Here is a 24,799-nt window from a genome sequence, read left to right as displayed (position 1 = left end):
TGCTAGTTCAACTTTTTCAACTAATTTAGTTGAACTGTATGCGAAATGAAAATGTAGGAGGAAAATTAGTCATGCCAAAACAAAAAACACACCGCGGATCAGCAAAACGTTTCAAACGTACTGGTAACGGCGGGTTAAAAAGATTCCGTGCGTTTACAAGTCACCGTTTCCACGGTAAAACAAAAAAACAACGTCGTCAATTGCGTAAAGCAGGAATGGTTTCATCAGGCGATTTCAAACGTATTCGTCAACAATTAGCAAGAATGAAGTAAAACAGCTTTTAGGATTATTCCTGAGGCGACTAGTAACAAAGCTTGCTGAATTTGAGAATGAACTCATTCATGCAACAACTTAGCAATTAAAATAACTCATAGAGATAACAGATATTTAGGAGGAATTAACCATGGCACGTGTTAAAGGTGGCGTAGTAAGCCGTAAACGTCGTAAAAAGATCCTTAAATTAGCGAAAGGCTATTACGGATCAAAACATACTTTATTTAAAACAGCAAAAGAACAAGTAATGAAATCTTATAGTTATGCATACAGAGATCGTCGTCAAAAGAAACGTGATTTCCGTAAATTATGGATTGCTCGTATCAATGCAGCGGCTCGTATGAATGGCTTGAGCTATTCTAAATTAATGCACGGTTTGAAATTAGCAGAGATTGATATCAACCGCAAAATGTTAGCTGAATTAGCTGTTAACGATGCAGCAGCATTCACAACTTTAGCTGACCAAGCTAAAGATGCATTAGCTAAATAATGATTGAATAAAAATGTTCCTTTCGTAAGAAAGGGACGTTTTTTTTATATTAATAGGTAGTTATTATCAAGTACTTTGATCCATTCAAATAATAATAAAAAGAAAGTTAGTTTTTGAGTGAAAAAGAAAAAGTTTGGGGTAACTGTTCTTTTTTACTATGTTTTTTTATTAGAGTGAAAACTGAGGTAACGTCAATCAATTATTTACTACTTGGTTCCTAAATTTAAAAATCTATGGTGATATAGGTTTTAGTAGAGATGAACGATTTAGAACGATTAATATGATGAGATAGGAAATAGCTCTTCATAAAATTAAAAGGAACAGAAGAGAGGTTATTCACGTTCAAGCCTATTTTACTCTGTAGCTGTAGTCTGATAAGATAAAGTGGTATACAAGAAATTTATTTTATAAAAAGGAGAGTACTGGGATGGTGTATGTTAAAAATTTTTTTATTTTAGTTGGTTTGTTTCTGGTAAGTCAAATTAGCATGACAGCATTTGGTGTGGCTAAAGGATTTTCATTAGGGATGGGAGAAGCAAATCTGTCTTTATTTGCATCGATTATGTTGATATTACTGGTTATAGGGAATATCTGGTTATTGATATTTTTAGGGAAAAAACTAGGATTATCAAACTTAAAATGGGATTTTTTCACTAAGAAAAATGTTGGAATCATTCTAGGTGGTTTTATTTTAGCAAGAGTGATTGCTGTTGGAGGAACTCTGTTACTAAATAATCAAGGATCAGAAAGTACTGCAAATGATGCGGCGATCCAATCTATGTTCACTGGAGAAAATCCTTTATTGATCATATTATTAATTGGAATTTCTGCACCAATAATGGAAGAAATCGTTTTTAGAGGTGGAATCATTGGTTTTTGGTTGGAAAAATTTCCGATAGTTGGCATCGCAATTAGTTCTATTTTATTCGGTTTGATTCATGGTCCGACGAATCTAATCAGCTTTTTAATTTATGGTTCGATGGGTCTGATTCTTTCTATGGCGTATTATAAAACGCAGCGTTTAGAGATTAGTATATCTATTCACTTTTTAAATAATATATTTGCTGCAATCGTCATCGCATTTGGACTGATCTAGTTTAATAGAAGAATAAGCAAAAAGCGAAAAATCGAGGGAGGATTTTTCGCTTTTTTATTCATAATTAGACTTTAAGCTTCCTCTAGGATTGCTGTCTCACGAGTTGTTTCATCTTCTGTCTCGATTCGATACGCTTTTAAATCTTCCATCTTGAAGAAAGGATAATACAATCCAAAGCTAAGCAAAATCTGAACGATCTGTAAAACAGCTCCTCGCCAGCCGCTAACCATCAATCCTGCAATAACAGGTGGCATGGTCCACGGTAAATTTACGCCGTTCGCTAAGGGAACAATTCCAGTTGCCATTGCAGTATACGCCAACAGACACATCAAAAGTGGCGCAATGACAAAGGGAATCAGCATCATTGGGTTTAACACGATTGGAATACCAAAAACCAAAGGTTCATTGATATTGAAAATGGCTGGCGCAAATGAGAGTTTCCCTAAAGTTTTAAACTGAGAGGATTTTGCGAAAAATAGACAAGCGATAGCTAAACCAATGGTGGCGCTAGATCCACCAAGTTTGACGAAGTTACTATAAAATTGATAGTTCACAATATTGGGTAATTTTTCTCCTGTAGCGAAAGCTTGGGCATTTTCTACCGTCAGCGCGATCCAAATCGGCTGCATGACAGCACCCACAATATTTGAACCGTGAATACCAAAGGACCACAACAACGCTTCAAATAGTAAGATGATCAATGTTGCAGGAAGTGAACTGCCTAAAGCCAAGAGCGGTGTTTGCAGAACTTCAAAAATAAAGTTTTGAGCAGTTTCATAAGAAGTGAAGGTAAAACCAATACGAATCAAGTTAAAAACGATCACCACGAAAAATCCCGGAATCAATGCTGAAAAAGATTTTGCAACGTTGGAAGGGACAGAATCAGGCATTTTGATGGTCCAGCCTTTTTGCACGACCCAACGAAAAATTTCTGCCGCTAGAATAGCTGTGATCATACCGACAAATAGACCAGATGCCCCAAAGTTTCCCAACGGTAAAAAGGAACCGTTATCCGTTGCCATGATCGGTGTTAGTACTAGAAAAGCAACTAGAGCAATTGCCTGAGTTGACCCTCGATCAACAGCGTAATATTTTGCCATCTCACTAGCAATCCCTAATATCACAAATAGGGTCATTGCATTCATTGTCATATCGTTGACTTGTAAAAATAGTGACATCCAATTTTCCCCTAAAATAGACGCCATAAAATTAGTATAGGGTTCTATCGGTAGTTGTGTGACTAATAAAAACATAGAACCAATGATCAACAAGGGCATCGCGACAAAGAACCCATTCTTGATTGCTGAAAGATAACGATTAGAATCAAGTTTATAAGCGATTGGACCTAACTTTGCTTGTAACTTATCTAAAAAAGTATTCATGTTGTTCCTCCTTTTTTTGGAAACCCTTACATTTTTAAATTAATAAAGATGTATAAATTTATTTTATAATATGTATTTACTAAAATCAATACACTAGAGTCAGTTTATTTTGATTAAAAGATTGATTTATTTTTGGTGAATGCTTAATAATAAAAAGTCATCCTAGCACCCAATCCATTGAGTATCCAATAAATTTGAATGCAAGGATGATTCAAAAGGAAATAAAAATTACAATATTCCACGTACAAGGATAAGTAGAATCATGTGTAATGGATAAAATAAATAAAAACCCCATTTGACCCAATTTGGAGAATAACCACGTTTCCCATTATAATTTAAAAGTAGCGGAATGGTTCCCAGAATACCAAGTCCTGATAGAAGTTCATACCAGGGGACTGAACTAGGTGAAATGAAGTACACAACCAACATCAATAAAAATAAAAATGCAGTGGCATAAATTGGTGGCAAGATTTTCTTAAGTTTAACATTTTGAATATGATAAAATCCAAAAATAATCAAGACGCCAATTAAATTCCAGTCAGACATTACTGTTGTAAGTGAAAAAATAATAACGAGCAAAACATGGAGTGCTGTATTTTTAGTTTTATCATACAGCGTAATCAAAATAAGCCCCATTAAAAGAGTAAAGAAAATATTATTGACTAACTCTGTCGGACTAAAAGGATGATCTTGATAAAATAAGGCATGAAAGGGATAAATCGAAATGATCCAAAAAAAGGCGAGTCGAGCAGCATATTTTTTTACATTTCGGGTATAATGAAACCCCTCAACTAATAAATAGGCCATTATCGGAAATGTCAGTTTACCAATAAATTCGGTAAAGAAAAATAATTGATCTGAATACTCGAACAACCTAAACCCACTGCCTATATGGTTTAGTAACATAGCAACAATTGCAATAACTTTCAAGTGAAATGCATCTAATTTCTTGTTCATATATGAATTCCTCCAAACGTTCTAATTCAAAAATAACATAAGTAATATACAAAAGATTGGGACTTTAGTTGCATTTTTCACTCAGACTTTTTACTTTGATTCTAAAAAAAAGGAGCCCAAGTGATTGACAGATATGACTTTCTTCCAGATTTAGATTTTTACATCATCTTAAAAAAATGTTATATTATTCTTATAATGAAAGAATAGCGAATGTCTTGAGATAGACTGATGCAATTGCATTGAAACGAAGGGAGAAAAAAATGAAAGAGGAACAGAGATTTGGAATCATGAAAAAATACGTTAATTGGGTGTTAGATATCGTTTTAGGAGTACTTGCCTTACTTATTTTGATTTTTATGATTCGTCAATTGATTGATATTGCTACATTTATCAACAAACCAATGACACCTAAAAATTTATCGATCGTGATGCAAGAAGTGGTGGCATTTTTCATGTTATTTGAGTTTATTATGATGGTGATCCGCTATATTCAAGAAGGTCATCATATTCCAATTAGATATTTGATTCTGATTTGTATTACGGCAATCTTAAGACAGTTAATGGTATTACATGGTGATGCAGTTCAAACATTATTATTATCTGTATCGATTTTATCATTGGTTATTGTGTTGTTTGTTCTTAATTTAAGTGGGAATAAATCCTACGTTGGATTTAAATCTCATACAGATGATAGTCAAAAAATAGATAAATAAAATCAGTAAAAAGATCACTCAACGAAAATTTGAGTGATCTTTTACTGATTTTAAATTAAATTCTTAATAAAGAAATCAACGCGATAGCTAAAATAACTTGAATAAGCCCGACTGATAATCCATAGATTAAGAAACGTTTTCCTTCTTTGAAGAATTTTTGGAAATCTAAACGTAATCCGATAGCAGCTAGTGCAGTGATTTCAAACCAACCACTAAAGAAATGAGCAGTCTCACTTAGTTGTGCGGGTAAATGAACCAGACTATTGATAACACAAAATAAAACAAATCCCACAACATACCAAGGTAAAGCGCCGTTTTTTTTCTTAGGGGTTGCTTCTACAGTGGAAGAGAACGCAAACCTTTGTTGTTTAAATTTACCAAAAAAGTAAACAACGACCACAAGTAGCATGATGCGCATGATTTTAAATAGCATAGCAAGCTCGACAACTTCTCCGTTGACCATACTGGCACTTGCAACAACTTGTCCCACAGATTGCAGGATACCGCCGATCAAAGCGCTTTTGGTTAGAATGTCACTGCCGTAAATAAGGGAGCCGATAATAGGCAATAACAACATTAGGATGGTTCCAAGCAAATTGACCAACGTAATGATCTGCCCTTTTTCTTCTTCTTTTGCGTGAATGGCAGGAGCGATCGAAGCCACCGCAGATGAACCACAGACTGCGTTTCCGCCAGCCATTAATAACGACATATTATCTGAAAACTGCATCTTTTTACCAAGTACATACGAAGCTATAATCGTCAAACTCATTTGTAAAAGGACAAAAATACCACCTGAGACACCAATTTGAGCGATGGTTTGGAATGTAACGGTTGCACCCAATAATACAACTGAAAATTCTAATAGCTTACCTTCAGCCACTTTAGTTCCTTTTTCTAAAACTGGGTTTTTCAAAAAAGTGTTGCCCAGTAAAATCCCTAATAAAATCGCAATTGTCGCGGCGCCTAAGGTCGGCAGCCAGATGGCTACAATTTTACTAATAACCGCTACGATAAAAGCCGTAATCAGTCCAGGTAAAATGATCATGGCCTTTGTTAAATAAGAATGTTTTACATTATTGTTTTCCACTAAATCATTCATCTTCTTTCTTTGTTTGTCTATCTATAAATCTAGTATAACGAAATAATTTGCATTTGAGAAATAAATAGTTAAAATGATATCTATAACGAAAGTGAATGGAAGGGGTCTCTATGTTTAAACTACTGAAAACATTTCGTGCTGTTTATGAAACAAGAAACTTTTCAAAAGCGGCGGAACTTTTATATATTTCACAACCGGCCGTTTCTAATCAAATCAAGCAGTTGGAAGAAGAACTTGATATTCAGCTATTTGTTCGTAATGGACGGCAAGAATTTATTACGACGAAACAAGCTGATATTTTATATCATCATTTGCTTAATTTATCAGATGATTGGGAAGATACACTACATGCGTTGCGGATCCAAACAATTCCAAAAGAAACATGCAAAATTATTGCTTCAAATACGTTTGCAGTGTATTATCTCCCAGAATTAATGGAACAATTAATTAGAGAATTTCCTGAGGTTTCATTCATTTTAGATATGGATAATTCTGAACAAGTGTTGGATAGTATCGAAAAGCATCAAGCACATTTTGGGTTTATTGAAAAACCGTTGATAACAGATGCCATTATACGGCAAGAGATTTTATCGGATGAACTAGTTCATGCAGGTGATTTTTCTCAAGGGCTATGGTTGGTTCGTGAAAATAATTCTGGTGTTTTTCATTATACCGAGCGATACTTTTTAGAACATAATTTAACTCCTCAGAAAATGATAATCAAAAATAATGAAATGATCGTCAGATGCTTGGAACAAGGGATAGGACAATCAATCATATCAAAGAGAGCGTTGAATGAAAAAATAAAATGGCATTCATTGAACCAAGACTATCAGAGGAAGTTTTATTTTATCAAGAGACAACATATTGAATCTTTTCAATTACGAGCAATTGAAAAGTATATCAGTCAATACTATCAGCAAAATAAAGTGCAATGACTTAAAATTGATAAAAAATGGAAAAAAAATAGAATATATTTTAAATATGTTAATAAAATAGACATTTTAATGGAAAAAAATAGGTAGCTTGTGCTATCTTAATAGAAGATAAATTAATAGTGACAATAATAACAGAACTAAATTGCTTTTATAGCGTTTTTCATTTTACGTTTTGGCAGGAAAGATGATTAGAGTAACTATAGGACGGGAGGGAATAATATGGAAGCATTTTTATGGAATGTGGAGCTAAAAGAGTATATCGAAACAGTAGATCAAACAATTAATATTGACCAAGAGTATATCGATTATTATCATGATTTAGCAGAAGAAGCCAATCAACTAGTCAATAAGATAAATGCAACAACGTTAGCGTCTATTTTACCAAAATTGATGGCTATTGACGAAAAATGTACCTTGGTCATTTTTTATATTTTTAATGGGTATGCCTTAGAAAATGACTCGGCAGGTGATACCATCCAACTGATTGAGCAAGAATACAAGAAGACACATAGAGAAAAGTACATTTTTGATATGCCAGAATATGAAACGTGGTCTATTTCTCAAAGAATTCATTGATCTGTAAAGTAATAACTACATAGATGCTCAATGAAAATAGCAAAAAAATCCTTACTTCAGAAAAAATTAAGACAATTATTAGGATTGATCTATAAAATAAACACGACTAGAGAGCGATGCTAGTCGTGTTTATTTTATGTAATGATATCGAGTTGATGCTTTTTTTTTATGTCAAAGGCTTTATTTCTATAAATTTTACGTGATACAATAAAATAGAAGTCTATCAGAAAGGAACTTAATAATGGAGTCATTGGATTATCTAACAAAACTAGTAAGTAAAATAAGCGATTTACCGTTAGAAGATTTTCAAATTGAAGAGCAAAATAAAGAGTATGAAGGAGCTACTTTTTCGCTAGGAAAACAAACATTTAGAAGTAGAAAAGCAAAAAGAACACCGAAAAAAATAGGCTATTTCGTTTCTTTTTGGGAAAAGGATACTGAGCGTAACAATCAACCTTATCATTCTACAACAGCACCTGATAAATTAGTCATCACTGTATTGGATCAAGAAAAAAGCGGGCAATTTGTGTTCCCTAAAAAAGTTCTAATAAAAAATGGGATTTTAAGACATGGAGAAGTAAGAGGAAAGATGGCACTACGAGTATATCCTGACTGGATTCAGGCATTGAACAAAACAGCTACGGCCACACAAAACTGGCAAAGGCCATTTTTTATTGATCTAACTGATGAACTTGATTTGGAAAAACTAGAAATGCTTTATTTTAAGCAAGCTGATTTGTTATCGAAATAAAAATAGACTAGAAATAAGCAATCAAGCTTATTCCTAGTCCTAATAGTCATCAATAAAGAAAATACAAACAATGATATTCATATAAAAGGAAGTATTGAAAAAGGTTGTGTTGATTTTTGATCATTGTGTTTTCTTAATGAATACTTGGGAGTAGTAATGTGACTATTATTTTTTAAGAATCGCTGCTTACTCCCTAAATCATCCAGGAGAATGGGTAAAAGACTGGTTGGGATCAGCTTTTAATATAGTCAATGGTTGGTTGACAGTTATATGTTATGATTTAAAAAGTAAGCAAGCGTTCCTTCATGATAGAAACGAATACATAAAAAAATGGCGTTGGACACACATCCAACGCCATTGTAAGTTCAATAAATAAGCATAAACATTTCCAAGTCAGAAAAAAACTAGTATAAACCTCTAGAAATTTCTGTCAAAATTGAGTAAAATGGAATATGTCAATGTATAAATATTGGCTTAAGCAACTTGATTGGTCAGGTGTTCACTGACTGTTCAGGGCTTCGTGATTTAGTTGGTAGCTAAATCATGAAGTGCTTTTTTTTATCCTATTCGTTTCTATCTAACATCCATTTTATAGGAAAACCCTTTTAGGGTCAATAAAGGGTTGGAAAAAAATTACGTGAATTGTTAAATTGTTTTAAATATGTACGGAAAATATATATATCAAAAAATAAAATAAATATATCATGAGAGGTATATAAATAGAAGAAACACAAAAAGGAATTTAAAAATAAAGCCAAGTATGATAATAGCGCTGTCGGGTGTAATGAATATCCAAATGCTTAACAAAGTGAAATCACTATCTCAATATGCTGGGTCGATTAATATAAGTGAAAAGTGAGTGAGAATAAACGACGGGTGCAAAAGTAATTTCTTCGGAAATAAGCTGAAATTGCTGTAAAACACAATGAATATAATGAACTGATGTTGCACAGTAATTACTTGGTTCTCAGGATTAAACAGTTCTGTCCCATCCTCTTGTTGTATCCGCTATGAAACAACGCAGATTCCAGTGAAGATCTAAAAATATAACTTTATATAAGAAACCCTATCATATGCACTTTCCGTGATCCCTTGATATAATTAATCTGTGTTGTACTGTTTGTATTAGTTTCTTTGTTGATGCAACTTAAATAAGTTAAGAAATAAAGGAGGATGCTACAATGGAACATTTTGATGTAATTATTATAGGAAGCGGACCTGGCGGTATGGCGGCAGCTTACGATTTAGCTGCTGCTGGGGAAAAAATTGCTGTAGTAGAAGCTGATTTATGGGGCGGCACGTGTCCTAATCGCGGTTGTGATCCAAAAAAAGTTCTTTATGGAGCAGTTGAGGCTAGGGATATGCTTAGCCAATTAAAAGGTAGTGGTTTTGATGTGATACCAGAAGTTAATTGGAGCGATCTGATGGCGTTCAAGGAGACTTTTACCCAGTCGGTACCTGTTGAACAAAAAACGGGATTAGCAAATGCAGGGATTCGAACAATCACTGGATTTGCTCGTTTTAACGATAAACATACGATCACAGTAGAAAATAAAAATTATCAGGCTGACAAATTTATTTTAGCGACAGGACAGCGATCCGCTATTTTAGATATTCCAGGAAAAGAAAATTTTGGTACGAGTACTGATTTTTTAAATATGAAAGAGTTACCTAAAAAAATAGCCTTCGTTGGTGGAGGATATATTTCTCTAGAACTTGCTAATATTGCTAATAGTTGTGGCAGTGAGGTACATTTACTGCATCATAATGAACGACCTTTAAAAGGATTTGATGAGGCGTTGACAAAAGAGTTGATCGAAAATCTTAAGCTCCGTGGAATTCATTTTCATTTTAATGACTCGGCTGAAACGATTGTCAAGAAAGGTACACAATTTGAAGTAGCCCTAACCAGTCAGGGAACATTAGTGGTTGATCGTGTCTTTTGCGCAACAGGTCGGATTCCTAATGTGGAAGGCTTAAACTTAGAAAAAATAGGTGTCGACTTTACCCATAAAGGCATTAGCGTAAATGAGTATTTGCAAACAACTGTAGAAACGATTTACGCATTAGGAGATTGCTTAGACAAAAATAAACCCAAGTTAACGCCTGTTTCTAGTTTTGAAGGCAGCTATCTTGCAAAATGTCTTAGCGGAAAGTCGCAAGAAACCATTAAATATCCTGCACTGCCAACCATTATTTTTAGTTCGCCTAAACTAGCGCAAGTTGGTTTAACAGATCAAGCAACTTTAGAGGATAAAAAATATAAAGTGCAAGATTTAGATTTAACTCAATGGTTTACTTACAAGCGTCTTAATGAGCCTTTAGTAAAAGCTAAAATTGTGACTGAAAAAGCAAAGGGTCTATTAGTTGGTGCAACAGTCTTAGGGAATGAGGCCGATCAGTTGATCAATCTGTTTACTCTGATGATCAACCAAAAATTGCCAGCTGATAAAGTCAATGACATGATTATGCTTTATCCAACGGTTTCTAGTGATTTAAGTTATCTATATTAAAATAAGCTGTAAACGAAATTTATAAGATTTCGTTTACAGCTTATTTAATTATTTATTTATAGAAGAAATTAAACGTTGACTTGCAGCTAAGTGTAAGTAATAATAGGATAATTACTTACATTATAGAGGAAAGTAATTGATAAATAATATTTATCAATTACATAAAAATAAAGCATTAGATATTATAGACGATTCTTTTTAAAATATAGATAGTGAAAAACTGAACAAAGTTAATTTTAAACAGCTAGGAGAATGGCAATGGAAACAACCAAAAAAAATTACACCCCTTTGATCGGATCATTATATACAAATTTTATTTTTCAGGGTATGGCAGCAATTATTTTATCCCAAAATCTTAATGCTTTGATGGATAGTTGGCAGGCAACTGTGCAACAAGTAACTTTAGTTATTAGCGGTATCGGTTTGGGACGCGTGCTGATTTTGTATTTTGCTGGTTATTTTTCGGATAAATTTGGACGTAAAAAAACAGTACAGTTAGGGATCATCAGTTACTTGATTTTTTTCCTTGGAATCTTAATTAGTCAAAATTATTTACAAGGTCTCTTTTTTGCCTTGTTTGCTGGGTTTAGTAATGCCTTTTTGGACACAAGCACCTATCCAACCTTGATGGAAGCTTATCCAAATGAAAAAGACAATAGTTCTCTTAGTGTGCTGAACAAAGCGTTTATTTCTTTAGGGCAGTTTATCTTACCATTGCTAACACGATTTATGTTGAATCATGGAATTTATTTTGGACTTGTTTTCATTGGATGTGCTGTAGGTTTATTTCTTAATTTGTTGTATATTTCTAAACTGGGATTTCCAGAAAGAGCAGAAATAGATGTGAGCATACCGCAAATGATCAAAGAAGAAGTAGATGCTAAGAAAAAACAACCGTTGTTTAAAGTAGAAGGATTAGCATTATTAGTGTTTAGCTTTACTTGTGTATCTACGTTCAATATTTTTATTTTGTGGGTTCCATCTTTTGCAGAATCATTAAATCTTATGAACCATTCAAATAGTTTGGTTTTAGTTAGTGCATATAGTATTGGTTCATTTGCATCAGTATTTTTAACGTCATTGATTGTAAAACGTGGAGTTGCACCAACGTTGTTATTAGTCTGGTGTACGCTGATTTCATTATTCTTACTGGTTGGCATGACACTGTTTCCAAGTATACCGATGTTTTTGATTGGCTCGATCGGTATCGGTGTTTTTGCAGCAGGAGGAATCTGGCAGTTGGGACTGGCTGTATTGCTAGAGCTATTTTCAAAAGGGAAGGGACGAATCACTAGCTATTATTCGATTGCGACCTCTGTGTCTGTGATGATCATCCCTTATATAACAGGGCAACTTGAAAAAATCAATGTTTCACTGATTTTTGGATTAAACATTGTTCTGACTGCGATTGGTTTTGTTGCCGCAATAATCATTCGGTACCGCTATAAAAAAGTAACGAGTGAGTGGAAAGAACACGATAAAGAAATGATTGAGTTAAAAGGAATCGTTGAGTGATAAATCTAAAAAAGCGTGGGACAAAACTAAAGAACAGTTTTGTTTCGCGCTCTAAATCCGAATAAACGGCGAGAAAAAAGCAGCTCCTTCGGAAATAAGCTGAAATTCACAAAAATTTGAAAAGTAATTTTCGTGAATTTCCTCTTATTTCTCGGAGCTAAACGCTTTTTATACGAAAACTAATACTGTAAAAAAACAAAAAAAAGCTACCTCCTACTGAAACCGTAGTTAGCTAAAATTGGTCTAGAACGCTTCAACAGTTATTTGTTAGAGTGTTCTTTCTATTTTGTAAATAACTTCCTCCAAGTTCATTATAGCGGGACTGATCGGAAAACATCCGATAAATGATACGTATTAATAAATGAACGGTCGCAACAACCGATTTTTTATGTCCAGCATTTCTTCTTACCCGAAAGAAAAATGCTTGGATTCGATTGGGTTTCCCTTGGGAAACCGCTAGTGCTCCTTGCGCTAAGACCTTCTTTAGATAAGAATTTCCTTTTCCTACCCGTTTACTTCGATTCTTTCCAGCACTTTGATTGTTTCCTGGACTCGCTCCTGCCCATGAAGCCAAATGTCCAGATGTCGGGAAAACAGACATATCTATCCCCACTTCTGCGAGTACAACTGCCGCTGTTCTTCGATTGATTCCTGGGATTTCCTCCAAACGTTCTACGTATTCTTCATAAGGAACGAGATAGTCGTTGATTGTTTCTTCGACTTCTACTAGTTGTTTTTCTAAGCACTCAATTTGAGTGAGATGAAGAGCTAACATTTTACGATAATGAGGTGTCATAAATCCTTCTAGGGATTCAAGCAATTGAGGCACTTTTCTGCGTAAGGTAGTGTACACACACTCGAGAATGAGTGACTCTGTGATTGGTTTATTTTCAATTAAGGCATAGAGTAAGGCTCTGCCAGATTTTCCATAGATATCTTTAATCACTGAGGTTAATTTGATTCCAGCATTCTGCAGGACCATGTGCCCCCGATTTTTTTCTCGATTCAAATCTTCTACTAAGTGCTTGCGATAACGTGTTAAGTCTCTCAATTCCTGAATAGGTTCTGGTGGAACAAAACTTGTAGGAACGACTCCTAATCGAGTGAGACGAGCAATCCATTCCGCATCTTTCATATCCGTTTTTTTTCCTGGAATATTTTTGATGTGGCGAGGATTCGCCAACTGTAAATCAAAATGATTTTGTAAAATTCGCCAGACACATTTCCAATAAACACCCGTGCTTTCCATGCTTATGTGTGTGACTTCGTAAGAAGTCAACCAATCAGATAAGTCAAAAAGACCACGAGTTGTCGTATCAAAACTACCAAAGAATTTTTCTGGGCGTTTTTTTCCTTCAGCAGAACGAATAATACACGCAACAATTACTTTTTGATGGATGTCTAATCCAGCACAACAAGAACGAAGTACATCTTCCATTTTCAACATTCCTCCTTGAAAAAAAGTACAGAAGAGGCTATTCTACTTATAGAAACAAATTTATTTTTATACGCAGGTTCTATGACCTAATGATTGGTACAAATAAGTAGAATGATCTAGTTTGTCCCTCAAGGTTACTTGGAGAAGAACCTCAATAAGCGATCGACCTACAAGCCACTTCTGTCATCTCTAGTATGACAGGAAATAGCCTGTAGGTCGATCACTTTATTTTCATTCTGTTTGGTGAGGGCGGTAGCCCTCATGAGTGTTTGTCTCGGCCTCTTTTATGTTACCCAATCAAATTGACTAAAATCCCTGTAATGAAAACAGATGTAATCGTTACGGTAGAAAAACCAGCGATAACCATCTTTGGTAGAATTTGTCCTTCGATCAGAGCAATTTCTTCAGGTGTGCCGTTGATACTTTTCGCTGCTTCCTGACTCAAAATCATTGTTCCAGGGAAACCATATAATGAAGTTAAACCGATCGCAATCGACATAGATAAACTATAGCCAAGAAACTTGCCGGCAATCGCCGCAAACAATACATTTCCGGTTACACCGACTAAAAACGAAAGTGTCAAAGGTAAAATCAATTCGATCAAATCATGTATAGAAATCGTTGCTAAAGGACCAAAGATAATAATCAAAATAGCTAACATCATCAATCCATACGCATCAATCCCATTCAAGATATTTGGCTTAAAAATATTTAACTCTCTTAAAGCAATCCCAAACAATAAGCAGAGAATGAATGTGTTGATCATGCCATTCGTTAGATTATTAACAAAAGTAGCAAGTAAAACAGTTACTCCAACAACAAATAGTGTCCCTGCTGTTGTGTGGAAAAGTTCTGGTAAACGTGTCTTTTTTTGTTCTTTTTCTTCTACTTTTTCAGCTTTAGCAAAAGCATCAGGATTTTCTTGGTATTCTTGATGTAGACGGTTGGCTTCTTTTCTTAAAATTAAAGAAGTCAATGGAAAACCAATCAACCCTTGAAAGGCTGAAATCAAAACAGGTAAAACAGCAACAGACAATAAACCTGCAGCGATTGCGGCATCTTGAACCATGATGATTGAAATTGTACCGCCAGAAATCGCCCCGATTGCAGCAATTGCATAACTTTGATCTTCGAATAATGGACCAACTAATAATAATGCTGCAACAATCCCAAGAGTTGCGGCTACTCCAATCAAGAAAGTTCGCCATTGTTGTTTAAATTCTTTTAAACTGATTGTTGTTCCCAGGTGGACTAAAATAAACCCAACAACAGTTGTTCCTAAAGCGAGTAACGAAGAACTAGGTAATAGATCCTCTGGAAATAAGTTTGTTTTAAAACCAATCAAGAAGATCAATGAGGCAATCAATAAGGTTGACAGCAGCGACTTGGTTTTTTTAGAAATATAATCACTAACCGTCCAAACAAGCATAATAATCGTAAAAGCTAACACAGAATTCATAATTTTCGCTCTCCTTTTTCTAAGTGGCTATTTTTTATTGAATAGGATGGTAAGTAAATCCTAACCCGTGAACCTCGGCAACATTTGAAACAATCACAAACGAAGTGGGATCGATCTGGTCGATAATTCGCATGACTGTAGGGTACTCATTATTTGAACTGACGATCATCAACATTTGATTTTCCTGCTCCGTTTTGCCACCGGTAACGTTGAAAAGAGTCACACCGCGATTAACTGTCCGAAGTAGTTCCTGTTTGATTTCAGATGTTTTATCCTGACTGAAAATCAAAATAGATTTTCTTCGTTTTACGCCTGTTTCAATATAGGTCATGACAATAGACGTAATGATGATCGACAATATCGCATATAGAAACGATTCAACACCAAAGATAAAAACATTCAGTAAAACGATAAAAGCATCTGTTACTAAGAGGCCGGTTGATGTATTGATGTGCCAATATTTTTGTAAAATAAGTGGTGGAATCGTTGTTCCTCCGCTAGAGGCGCCGATTTTATAAAGAATCGCAACACCGATCCCAAAAATTGCACTGCCGAAAAGAACAGAAAGCAAACGATCTGAGGTGACCATGATTTCAGGGACGATTGCTAAAAAGAATGGAAACAATAAACTACCGATCAGTGTATTGAAGAAAACTTTTTTACCTAAAAAGAAGATCGTTAAAAGCAACATCAAACAATTTAAAACCAAAACAACGATCGACCGATCAATCGAAAAGGCCGCTTCTGCCAAAATACCTAATCCACTTACCCCACCTGCCGCTATCTGATGAGGACCTAAAAACATATTAATAGAGATACTCAATAGTAGGACAGCTAATATGATTAGCAAGATATTTTGACCTTTACGTAGCGCAGTCATTTTACTGACCTGCTTGAAATGGTGCTGTCTGGCATTTCATTGACGATAGCCAAAGCTAATTCAACTGACTTTAGCATTTCATCAATTGGGATATATTCATTGACTGTATGGATTTCTTCATATCCAATCGATAAATTCAATGTTGGTTTACCTTGTGCATTAAAGATATTAGCGTCACTGCCGCCACCACTAATTTCAGGTATAAAGGTTCTGCCGATTTTAGTTGTTGCCGCTTTAGCGATTCTAACAGGGGCAGAATCGTCAGCTAAATGAAAACCAGTAGCTTTTTGATCCACCGAAAGAGTGAAGTCACCGCCGTGTAAGCTAATAGCATTTTTGAATGCTTGTTCTAATGTAGCAAGAAAGTCACTCGCTTTTTCATTCGAGATAGATCGTACTTCCCCTTGTATCATCAAATGTTCCATTACAACATTAACTCCTGCGCCACCGGAAATTTTTCCGATATTTGAAGTAGTATGCTCATCAAGTCTACCAAACGGAATTCCTTCTAAGGCCGTTTGAGCGATCGAAAAGGCTGAAATGCCCTTCTCTGGTTCTAAACCAGCATGAGCCGCTTTTCCTGTAACGTCAATATCAAACATATAGAGGAAAGGACTAGCTACGATCCCATTACCAGCGGCCCCAGAATTATCAAATACATAGCCAAATGTTGAGTCGATCAATGACATGTCCAATGCGGCTGCACCAATCAAACCAATTTCTTCCCCAGGAGAAAAGACGAGCTCAATCGGTCCTGTTTCGATATTGTTATCCAAAATCGTTTCCATCATTTCTAAAAGAATCGCAATACCCGCTTTATTATCTGCGGCTAAAATTGTTTCACCTTTCGAATAAAGAATATCGTTTTTTTCAACTACTTCAATGCCTTCACCTGGTTCTACAGTATCAACATGACACGAGAAGAAGATTGGCTCCTTCGCTAAATTTCCAGTGTATTTGGCAATCAAATTGTTTGAGCCAAGTTGTGTTGTTTCCATTGAATCATCTTCTATGACGGTCAACCCTAATGAAGTTAATTTGGTACTTAATAATCGTACAAATTCCCCTTCTTGACGTGAAACAGAAGCGACTTTTACCAACTCAGTAAATGTATCAACTAATCTTTGCTTATTCATATAAAACATCCTTTCTTGTTAATGATTATTTATTCAGTGACCATCCAGACTTCATCGACGAGTTTGATTTGATGCAATTTAAAATCTTGCAACAAAGAGATATGAGAAATAATTTTTTCCATGGCGATTTCTTCATTAGGTTCCATTGAAACAAATTGCTTTGTGATCGATTCGCCATGTTTGTTCAATAATTTGGTTTCAAAAAGGTATCCATAAGAAAAGTACTGCTCGATTTTCATGATTCATCACCATCCATTCCAACTTACTTGTTTTCTATGTCACAAATTTAACATGTAGAGTTCCTAAAATGAATGGCAAAAAAAGGACTGAAATGACATTTTCTGTCATTATTGTGTTTTATTTTAAGCATAAGTCAATAGGGACAAGGGCTTAGCTAGAATAGTTCGTTTTATCCGGCAATGTTTTCCTTTAAAGTGAAAAAAATGCCTGTATTATTAGATTTTTATCCGTTATTATAATGAATAAACAAGTTTTTTATAAAAATAAATCTACAGTTGTTATAGTAGTTTTATAAAAAAACTTTAGTTATTTTAAGGAGGATAAATATGAATCAGACGTTACGCCAATTTAGTATGGTTTTGTTTGTTACTATAATCACATTTTTATTGATTTTTATTTTTTTACCACAATTTATTTGGATTATATTTTCATTTTTTGAACTGATTTCTATTTTATTAAGTATGTACATTGTTTTTAGACGCAAAGATGTTACGAGCGTCAAAGTAGCTTGGGTGCTGACGTTATATTTTGTTCCAGTCGTTGGTCTATTTTTATATCTGTTCTTTGGGCGCAGTAATTTGAAAAGTAGTGCTGTTCAAAGGCGAGAGCAGGATAGACTGATTCGCTATGTAAACTTGAATACAAAGCCTTTGAAACCCTTGAGTCGTTTGGAAGACAAAAATGAGCGGTTATCGAAAAAATCGGTAGTAGGAGGTAATCAATTTGTGGTGCTGAAAGATGGTGAAGAGACCTTTTCTGCTATTTTTGCAGCATTGCACGAAGCTAAACATCATATCCATTTGTTTTATTTCATAATCAAAGAGGATGAACTTGCAGATAAGCTCAGAAGAATTTTGATAAAGAAAGCTTCCGAAGGGATCAAGGTTCGTTTTGGTGTGGATGGGTTAGGTTCAGTGAAGTTATCGGATGAATATCTTGATTCTTTAAAAGCAGCACAGATAGAGGTAGAAATTTTTAATCCGATCCAATCGTTTTACCATATTGCTAGGGCAAATTGGCGCAATCATAGAAAAGTGATCGTCATTGATGGAACGCTTGGGTTTGTGGGTGGTTTAAATATCGGAAATGAATATTTAGGTATAACCCCAAAATTTTCTCATTGGCGCGATACACATTTGCAAATAAAAGGTCCTTTAGTAACACAGTTACAAGAAAGTTTTCTCTATGATTGGCTATATATGAAAAATAGTGCTGGAAGTGCTAGTGAGTTTATGCTGGAAAGTTATTTCCCTACAGTTGAGGTAGGTAGCGATGAAGGTCAAGTGATATACGGTGGTCCTTATGATAAAGAACGATTGGTTCGCGATGTTTTGTTTAATTTGATCGATTCAGCGAAAGAAAAAATTTCTATTGCCAGTCCGTACTTTGTTCCTGATGATGAATTATTGGCATTATTAAGAAGAGTTGCTCGTAATGGTGTGAGTGTGGAGATCATCATTCCAGGAAAAGGGGACAGAAAACTTTCTTATTATGGAAATGACTTTTATTTGGAAGATTTAATTAGTGCTGGAATTCATGTTTACAAATACGATGATACCGCTTTTTTACACTGTAAAGTAATGATTATTGATGAGCAAGTTGCAACGATTGGTTCGACAAATTTTGATATTCGTAGCTTTGATATCAATCATGAAGTGTCGGCTATTTTATATTCTGGCCAAGCAATTCAAAAATTAGCCGATGATTTCAAAACGGATCGAACCAATGCAAAACGGATCACCGCTCAAGATTTAGCACAAAGAAGTACCTGGAAAAAAATCAAAGGTAAAATATGTGGTCTTTTTGCACCCCTTTTATAAAACTGAAAAAATCAAATCAGGCGTGTTTTGAAAGTGCTCGTGCTATACTAATATAAAGGATTTTAATGGAAAATAACGGCACATCCAAGGGGGAAAAACATGCGGAAATTGTATATAGATTTAGTAACAGATAAAAAAGCAATTCGATTGATCAATCTAATTTATTTTTTAGCGGATACCTCTGATTTACTAACAATGGAAGATGTGGCAACCAACTTAGGTGTGACAAAAAAGACGTTAAAAAGTGATATCGCTCTATTACAAGAATACAATCCGGTGATTGATGGATTTGTACAAGTAAAAAAAGAAACCATTATCTTTAATAGAGATAGCACCTACACGATTGAAGAGATTTTATCGGATATTATCGATCAACAGCCGCTTTTTACTTTGTTGAGCGCTCTGTTGGACGGGGAAGAATATTCAATTGAAACTTGGTGTGAACGGATTTGGCTATCAGAACGAACCTTAAGACGCTATTTACCTCATCTAACTGAGGTGTTAGAGCGATACAATTTAACCTTACAATTATCGCCATTTCTAGCTCTGATTGGAGAAGAAGCAGATATTCGGTATTTGTATTTTGATTATACGAGTCAACGTGGTTGGAGAGACGAAGATGTTCAATTAGATGAAATGGTTCAAAAGTTTTATTATGAATTTCAAGAAGCCTTTCTAAAAAAATATCAACGAGTGTTGACACTGGATGCTAATCGGGCAAAAATGTGGCACCATGTTATTTTGCAAAGAGTCGGCAAGCATTTGTACATCCCTAAAAAGCAAGAAGCAAATAAGAAATATGGGATGACAGATCGTTTTGAAGTGTTTTCTGAAATCTATGATCAATTGATGAAAAAGTATTTTTCAATAGAAAACCTCCCTTATGAAGAACATATCTATGCTTATATCACAACCTTAGCAACTGTCATTTATTTACCTCCAGAAGGGGAAATTTACTCAATCAATCTGACACGGAAATCCAATTACGACAATCAGTATAATACGCTCTTTGATTTTGGTGAAAGCATTCCTTTGGATCCTACAAGAAGAAAAGAAATGTATCATTGCTTGAATTCATTTTTAGAAAATCTTAGCTTGCTATCTAGAGTTACGTCGTTATTTCAAAGAAACTCATTTGAGCTGAATCAGTACGCTAAAAGCGAATTTCCGACGATTTACCAAGCGTGTTTGGTAAAATTAAAACAAGTCAAATTAGCTCATGATGCGCGATTAGTATATCCGGAAGATGTAGCAACGAATTTGAGTTTGTTGCTTAGTTCCTATTTAATTGATACGACAATTGAAAATAATAAGAAAATTCTTTTAAGCATTTCGGGTGAAGCCTGTTATGTTCAGCATCTGATTGCTATTTTAAAGAAAAGAATTCCTGGTAATTTTGATGTTATCTGGGTTTTTAATGAAAAGATTACTGAAGAGTATATAAAAAGAGAAGGAATTGACGTGATTATTTATAACCATGTGATGCTAGTACCAATTGAAGGCTGTTTAAGTATTAAGGTTTCGCAGTTTCCTGCAACAGGTGAGTTGGAGAGACTGACGAAAAAGTTATTTGAGCTTTGAGTAGAATCCTAAACAATAGAAAAAGCCGAAATGAACTTTAGTCTGTTCATTTCGGCTTTTTCTATTGTTTAGTTTAAAAATTCTTTTGCAATGTTTTCATTGATCGTGATCATTTGGTAAAAGTCATTGATGTTCACGAATTCATTTGGCTGATGCGCATATTTAGTTTCACCAGGTCCTAAAATTAAAATGGGGAACTCTTTTTTTACACGCTCAAATTGAGAGCCATCAGTATAGCCTGTCATACCGAACGTATTCGCTGCTTTACCAGTAACCTCAGAAACAACTTTTTGAGTTAATACAGTAAATGGATCGTCAAGTTCAGTTTTCATTGAAGGTAAATCATTGATGAACTCGATTTCTGCTTTAAAATCAGGGACGGTTGCGGTTAATTTATCCAGCATATCGCTAAATTGTTTTTTTAACTCTGAATGATTTTGCGCTTTGATTGTTCGGATGTCGATTTCTACTGTACATTTATCGGGAACGACATTGGTTCCATTACCGCCGTTGATAATATCTAAACTGGAAGTCGAAGCACCCACTAATTCGTCTACAGATTGAGAAAAATCAAAGGTTTCTTTAAAGGCATTTAAGACTAAAAGCATATGCTCGATTGCATTTACTCCTTGATCTGGCATTGAGCCGTGAGCTGTTTTTCCGTAAGTTGTGATACGTGGCCATAAGGCACCTTTATGAGCCACACCAATCTCAACGTTTGTAGGTTCACCAATCACTAAGGCGTCTAAATCATCTGCATAGCCTTTATCAACTAATTGACCAGAACCGATAGCGCTTGTTTCCTCTCCTACAGTAGCTAAAAGTTTGATGGTTCCTTTAAAGTTTGAACCAGCTTCTTTTAAACGAATCATCGCAACAACGGCTGCAATCAAGCCTGATTTCATATCACAAGTTCCACGTCCATAAAGTAAACCGTCTTTTTCAATTGCTGCAAAAGGATCTTCATCCCAAGGGATTTCTCCCACAGGAACCACATCCATATGACCAGAAAAACCTAGGACAGGTCCTGCTTCAGTACCTTTTAGAGTCGCAACTAATTGATTTCGTCCTTCGCTATATTCTACTTGTTCACAAGGGATGTCATACTTTTCAAAAAGAACCTGCAGTTTATCTGCAACTAATTTTTCTTTTCCTAAAATACTTTTGATTTGAACAACTTCTTTTAATAATTGTAATGCTTCTTGATTATCCATGAATGCTCTCTCCTTATACTTGTTTTTCTTTTGGAATAATAAATACGATTGAACCTAAGGCTAAAACACAGAAAAGAATATTTGTCAGTAAGCCAAATGTTGCACCTTGTGTATAATTACCACCAGCACTAAATCCATTGTAAACCGCAGCAGAAATCGCAACACCTAATGCTCCTCCAAGAGAACTGGCCATTTTGTAAATACCAGAAGCCACTCCGGCTTTTTCATTTGGCACACTGGAAATCGCTGTATCTGTAGAAGGTGTTGCATACATGCCAAGTCCCATTCCAAATAAACTATAGCCAATAAAAACTAATACGAAATAGGCAGTGCCAGTAATCATGGTTAACGCCATCAAACCAACACCCGTGCCGGAAAGAATCGTTCCCCATAACATTGGTTTTTTCGCTCCGATTGTTTGCAATAATTTTTCGCCGATTCGAATCGTGATCAAAACTAGACACAAGTAACCAATCGATAACATACCCGTTTTAGCAGAAGAAAGGCCTCGGCCTTGTTGAACATAGGTATTGATAACAATCAAAGTACCTGCAACAGCATTCAATAAGAAATTAGAAATCGTTGCACCAAGATAACCGCGGTTTTCAAATAAAGCAAACTCAACAAAACTATTATCGATTGCTTGTTCCACTTTATAAAAAGCAATCAGCCCTATGATAACGACTACGGCTAAAATAAGCACGATCGGACTTGTCCAGCCGAGTTCAGAGCCTTTCGAAACAACTACGTTTAAAGCAACCATTGAAACGATAAATAAAAGCAACCCAATTGAATCGAATTTACTATTACTATCGCTAGCAACCTTACTTTCAGGTGTACCAAAAATCAATAATGCACTACAAATTGAAACAATAATCGAAAAAATAAAGACATAACGCCAGCCTAAAGAACTAGCAATGGCTCCGCCAAAGAATGAACATAAACCAGAACCACCCCAAGAACCGATCGACCAATAACTTAGCGCTCGTTGACGATCTTTGCCTTCATAATATGTTTTGACTAGCGCCATCGTTGCAGGCATGATACACGCAGCTGATAATCCTTGTAAGATGCGACCACCCACAAATAATATAGGTCCATGTGCAACCACCAAAGCTGCTGAACCGATAACACTTAAAATAAGTCCAATATATGTTAATTTCATTCTGCCTAATTTATCCGCCAATCCGCCAGCTACGACGATAAAAATACCAGAGAATAAACCAGTCATGGAGATTCCTATGTTTAAAACGCCAGAAGAAACACCTAAGTCACTTTGTACGGCTGGCGCCATATTTAGTAAAGATTGGGCAAACAACCAATAGGTTAATACGCTTAAAACGATGCCTATCAGTAATTTGTTTGTCCCTTTATATGTTGCAGCATCTGCTGTATGTGTTGTTGCTTTCATGATTAAACTCCTTCAGATAAATAATGTAGAACAGCTGCACCCATTGATTTTGCAGCAATTAATAAACAATCTTCATCAATATAAAATTTTGGATGATGATGTGGATACATTGGTGTTCCTTCTTTATGCGCACCTACGAAAAAGAAACAGCTTGGTCGTTCTTTGGCATAATAAGCAAAATCTTCAGAAGGGGTTTGTGGTCCGCATTCGACCAATTGCTTCACTTCGGGAATTTGCGCTTCAGTCAATGCTTTAGCAACCATTTCAGTAGTTTTAGCATCATTGACACAAACTGGATAATCATTGGCGTAATCAAGCTCATAGCTGATGCCGAATGTCCGACAGATGCCGTCTAGAATTTGTTTGAATTCTTTCTCTACGATGGCGCGTGTTTCTTCTTTCATGATTCGTACATCACCTTCTAATGTAACAGAATCTTTGATAACGTTAGCCGAACCTTTACCGTCAAATGAACCAATCGTAACGGTTGCTGTGTCAAAAGGATTGATTCTGCGACTGACGATGGTTTGAACGGCTGTAACGAATTGAGAAGCCGCTACGATCGTATCGTTGGCATCTTGTGGTGTTGAACCATGCCCGCCTTTTCCTTGCATTACAATTTTAAAAGTTGCCCGACCAGTGTGAACGGGTCCTGAATGATAAAGAACATCGCCAAGCGGCATCAAACTCATTACATGAATTCCCAGAACATGATCCACCCCATCTAAACAACCAGCTTCGATCATCCCTTTAGCGCCACCTGGTGGTACTTCTTCTGCTGGTTGATGAATCACACGAATCGTTCCTGCTAATTGATCTTTTAATTCAATCAGTGAATCAGCTAAGATCATCATGTATGCTGTATGGCCATCATGTCCGCAAGCATGCATAACACCAGCTGTTTTGGATGAGAAGGGCAGTCCTGTATCTTCTTGGATCGGTAAAGCATCGAAATCTGCTCGAATCGCTAAAACAGGTCCTTTTTTTCCACCATGAATATCGACTAAAATACCATTGCCACCGCCAATATTTGTTTGGAGAGTACAATCTTTTCCTGCATAAAAATCAGCAATATAGCGTGCTGTTTCTGTTTCATGAAAAGATAGTTCAGGGTTTTCATGGAAATGACGGCGAATTTTGATCATGTCTGATTCTTTTTGTTGAAGTTTTGTAAATAATTGCGTACGTAAATCGTTCATTTGATCTTCTCCTTTCAATTACAACTCATATTCTATGCTTAATTAAAAAGTTCACAATGCTAAGAATTTCTAAATTTCAGAAATCCCTTTTAGAATAGATAGATCAGAAATAAAA

Annotated in this window: 22 protein-coding genes; 11 read left to right on the top strand and 11 right to left on the bottom strand. The window is 35.4% G+C overall.

What is annotated here, in order from left to right; genetic code table 11:
- Positions 1–71 precede the first annotated feature (71 nt).
- The 3 genes from rpmI (at position 72) to IGJ02_RS13385 (ending at position 1,859) form a co-directional block, all read left to right on the top strand.
- Complete coding sequence (gene rpmI, locus IGJ02_RS13395; RefSeq protein WP_010762697.1) at positions 72–272, top strand: 50S ribosomal protein L35; 201 nt, start codon at positions 72–74, stop codon at positions 270–272.
- 131 nt (positions 273–403) lie between these two features.
- Entirely contained in the window at positions 404–763 is a 360-nt protein-coding gene (rplT, locus tag IGJ02_RS13390; protein ID WP_010762698.1) for a 50S ribosomal protein L20, read from the top strand.
- Between the two features lie 427 nt (positions 764–1,190).
- Positions 1,191–1,859, top strand: coding sequence for a CPBP family intramembrane glutamic endopeptidase (locus IGJ02_RS13385; RefSeq protein WP_430602344.1), 669 nt, complete (start codon positions 1,191–1,193; stop codon positions 1,857–1,859).
- Positions 1,860–1,930: 71 nt separating this feature from the next.
- On the opposite strand, the gene celB is transcribed toward IGJ02_RS13385, so the two are convergent.
- The gene (celB, locus tag IGJ02_RS13380; protein ID WP_430602342.1) at positions 1,931–3,241 is read right to left on the bottom strand and encodes a PTS cellobiose transporter subunit IIC; all 1,311 of its coding nucleotides are present in this window, start codon (positions 3,239–3,241) and stop codon (positions 1,931–1,933) included.
- Between the two features lie 228 nt (positions 3,242–3,469).
- Positions 3,470–4,198, bottom strand: coding sequence for a TraX family protein (locus tag IGJ02_RS13375; protein WP_430602341.1), 729 nt, complete (start codon positions 4,196–4,198; stop codon positions 3,470–3,472).
- Positions 4,199–4,458: 260 nt separating this feature from the next.
- Between IGJ02_RS13375 and psiE the strand changes: the two genes are divergently transcribed.
- A complete protein-coding gene (gene psiE, locus IGJ02_RS13370; RefSeq protein ID WP_010762702.1) occupies positions 4,459–4,911 on the top strand; it encodes a phosphate-starvation-inducible protein PsiE in 453 nt (150 codons plus the stop codon).
- Positions 4,912–4,966: 55 nt separating this feature from the next.
- Here psiE and IGJ02_RS13365 read toward each other — a convergent pair whose 3' ends face one another.
- Entirely contained in the window at positions 4,967–6,013 is a 1,047-nt protein-coding gene (locus IGJ02_RS13365) for a YeiH family protein (RefSeq protein ID WP_430602340.1), read from the bottom strand.
- 110 nt (positions 6,014–6,123) lie between these two features.
- On the opposite strand from IGJ02_RS13365, the gene IGJ02_RS13360 reads away from it, so the two are divergent.
- The 5 genes from IGJ02_RS13360 (at position 6,124) to IGJ02_RS13340 (ending at position 12,306) form a co-directional block, all read left to right on the top strand.
- Positions 6,124–6,951 carry a LysR family transcriptional regulator gene (locus IGJ02_RS13360; RefSeq protein WP_430602338.1) on the top strand — a complete coding sequence of 276 codons (828 nt, stop codon included), beginning with the start codon at positions 6,124–6,126 and terminating at the stop codon, positions 6,949–6,951.
- Between the two features lie 219 nt (positions 6,952–7,170).
- Positions 7,171–7,527, top strand: coding sequence for a DUF7006 family protein (locus IGJ02_RS13355; RefSeq protein ID WP_010762705.1), 357 nt, complete (start codon positions 7,171–7,173; stop codon positions 7,525–7,527).
- 241 nt (positions 7,528–7,768) lie between these two features.
- On the top strand, positions 7,769–8,278 hold the full coding sequence (locus tag IGJ02_RS13350) for a MepB family protein (protein ID WP_010762706.1): 510 nt from the start codon (positions 7,769–7,771) through the stop codon (positions 8,276–8,278).
- Positions 8,279–9,459: 1,181 nt separating this feature from the next.
- A complete protein-coding gene (locus IGJ02_RS13345; protein WP_430602337.1) occupies positions 9,460–10,791 on the top strand; it encodes a dihydrolipoyl dehydrogenase family protein in 1,332 nt (443 codons plus the stop codon).
- A gap of 258 nt (positions 10,792–11,049) precedes the next feature.
- A complete protein-coding gene (locus tag IGJ02_RS13340) occupies positions 11,050–12,306 on the top strand; it encodes an MFS transporter (protein WP_430602335.1) in 1,257 nt (418 codons plus the stop codon).
- Between the two features lie 253 nt (positions 12,307–12,559).
- Here IGJ02_RS13340 and IGJ02_RS13335 read toward each other — a convergent pair whose 3' ends face one another.
- The 5 genes from IGJ02_RS13335 to IGJ02_RS13315 all read right to left on the bottom strand — a co-directional run bounded on the left by IGJ02_RS13335 (position 12,560) and on the right by IGJ02_RS13315 (position 17,458).
- Positions 12,560–13,744, bottom strand: a complete 1,185-nt coding sequence (locus IGJ02_RS13335; RefSeq protein WP_430601783.1) for an IS110 family transposase — start codon at positions 13,742–13,744, stop codon at positions 12,560–12,562.
- 289 nt (positions 13,745–14,033) lie between these two features.
- Complete coding sequence (locus tag IGJ02_RS13330) at positions 14,034–15,203, bottom strand: hypothetical protein (RefSeq protein WP_010762709.1); 1,170 nt, start codon at positions 15,201–15,203, stop codon at positions 14,034–14,036.
- Positions 15,204–15,237: 34 nt separating this feature from the next.
- Positions 15,238–16,083 (bottom strand): YitT family protein, encoded by an 846-nt coding sequence (locus tag IGJ02_RS13325; RefSeq protein ID WP_010762710.1) that lies wholly within the window; start codon positions 16,081–16,083, stop codon positions 15,238–15,240.
- Positions 16,080–17,219, bottom strand: a complete 1,140-nt coding sequence (locus IGJ02_RS13320) for a M20/M25/M40 family metallo-hydrolase (protein WP_430602333.1) — start codon at positions 17,217–17,219, stop codon at positions 16,080–16,082. Before IGJ02_RS13320 ends, IGJ02_RS13325 begins: the two co-directional genes overlap by 4 nt.
- A 29-nt stretch (positions 17,220–17,248) precedes the next feature.
- Positions 17,249–17,458 carry a hypothetical protein gene (locus IGJ02_RS13315; RefSeq protein WP_010762712.1) on the bottom strand — a complete coding sequence of 70 codons (210 nt, stop codon included), beginning with the start codon at positions 17,456–17,458 and terminating at the stop codon, positions 17,249–17,251.
- Between the two features lie 327 nt (positions 17,459–17,785).
- Here IGJ02_RS13315 and cls point away from each other — a divergent pair, with 327 nt between their 5' ends.
- Positions 17,786–19,279 (top strand): cardiolipin synthase, encoded by a 1,494-nt coding sequence (gene cls, locus IGJ02_RS13310; RefSeq protein WP_430602331.1) that lies wholly within the window; start codon positions 17,786–17,788, stop codon positions 19,277–19,279.
- Positions 19,280–19,378: 99 nt separating this feature from the next.
- Complete coding sequence (locus IGJ02_RS13305; RefSeq protein ID WP_430602330.1) at positions 19,379–20,860, top strand: helix-turn-helix domain-containing protein; 1,482 nt, start codon at positions 19,379–19,381, stop codon at positions 20,858–20,860.
- Positions 20,861–20,928: 68 nt separating this feature from the next.
- Here IGJ02_RS13305 and IGJ02_RS13300 read toward each other — a convergent pair whose 3' ends face one another.
- Genes IGJ02_RS13300 through IGJ02_RS13290 form a run of 3 tightly spaced genes read right to left on the bottom strand, consistent with a single transcriptional unit; the run spans position 20,929 to position 24,684 of the window.
- Entirely contained in the window at positions 20,929–22,074 is a 1,146-nt protein-coding gene (locus IGJ02_RS13300) for an ArgE/DapE family deacylase (protein ID WP_430602328.1), read from the bottom strand.
- 13 nt (positions 22,075–22,087) lie between these two features.
- Positions 22,088–23,485, bottom strand: a complete 1,398-nt coding sequence (locus IGJ02_RS13295) for an MFS transporter (RefSeq protein WP_430602327.1) — start codon at positions 23,483–23,485, stop codon at positions 22,088–22,090.
- A gap of 2 nt (positions 23,486–23,487) precedes the next feature.
- Positions 23,488–24,684 carry a M20 family metallopeptidase gene (locus IGJ02_RS13290; protein ID WP_430602325.1) on the bottom strand — a complete coding sequence of 399 codons (1,197 nt, stop codon included), beginning with the start codon at positions 24,682–24,684 and terminating at the stop codon, positions 23,488–23,490.
- Positions 24,685–24,799: the final 115 nt, after the last annotated feature.

Source organism: Enterococcus sp. DIV0724b (assembly GCF_050531475.1).
GTDB lineage: Bacteria > Bacillota > Bacilli > Lactobacillales > Enterococcaceae > Enterococcus_L > Enterococcus_L haemoperoxidus.
This window is presented reverse-complemented; position numbering and strand designations above follow the sequence as displayed.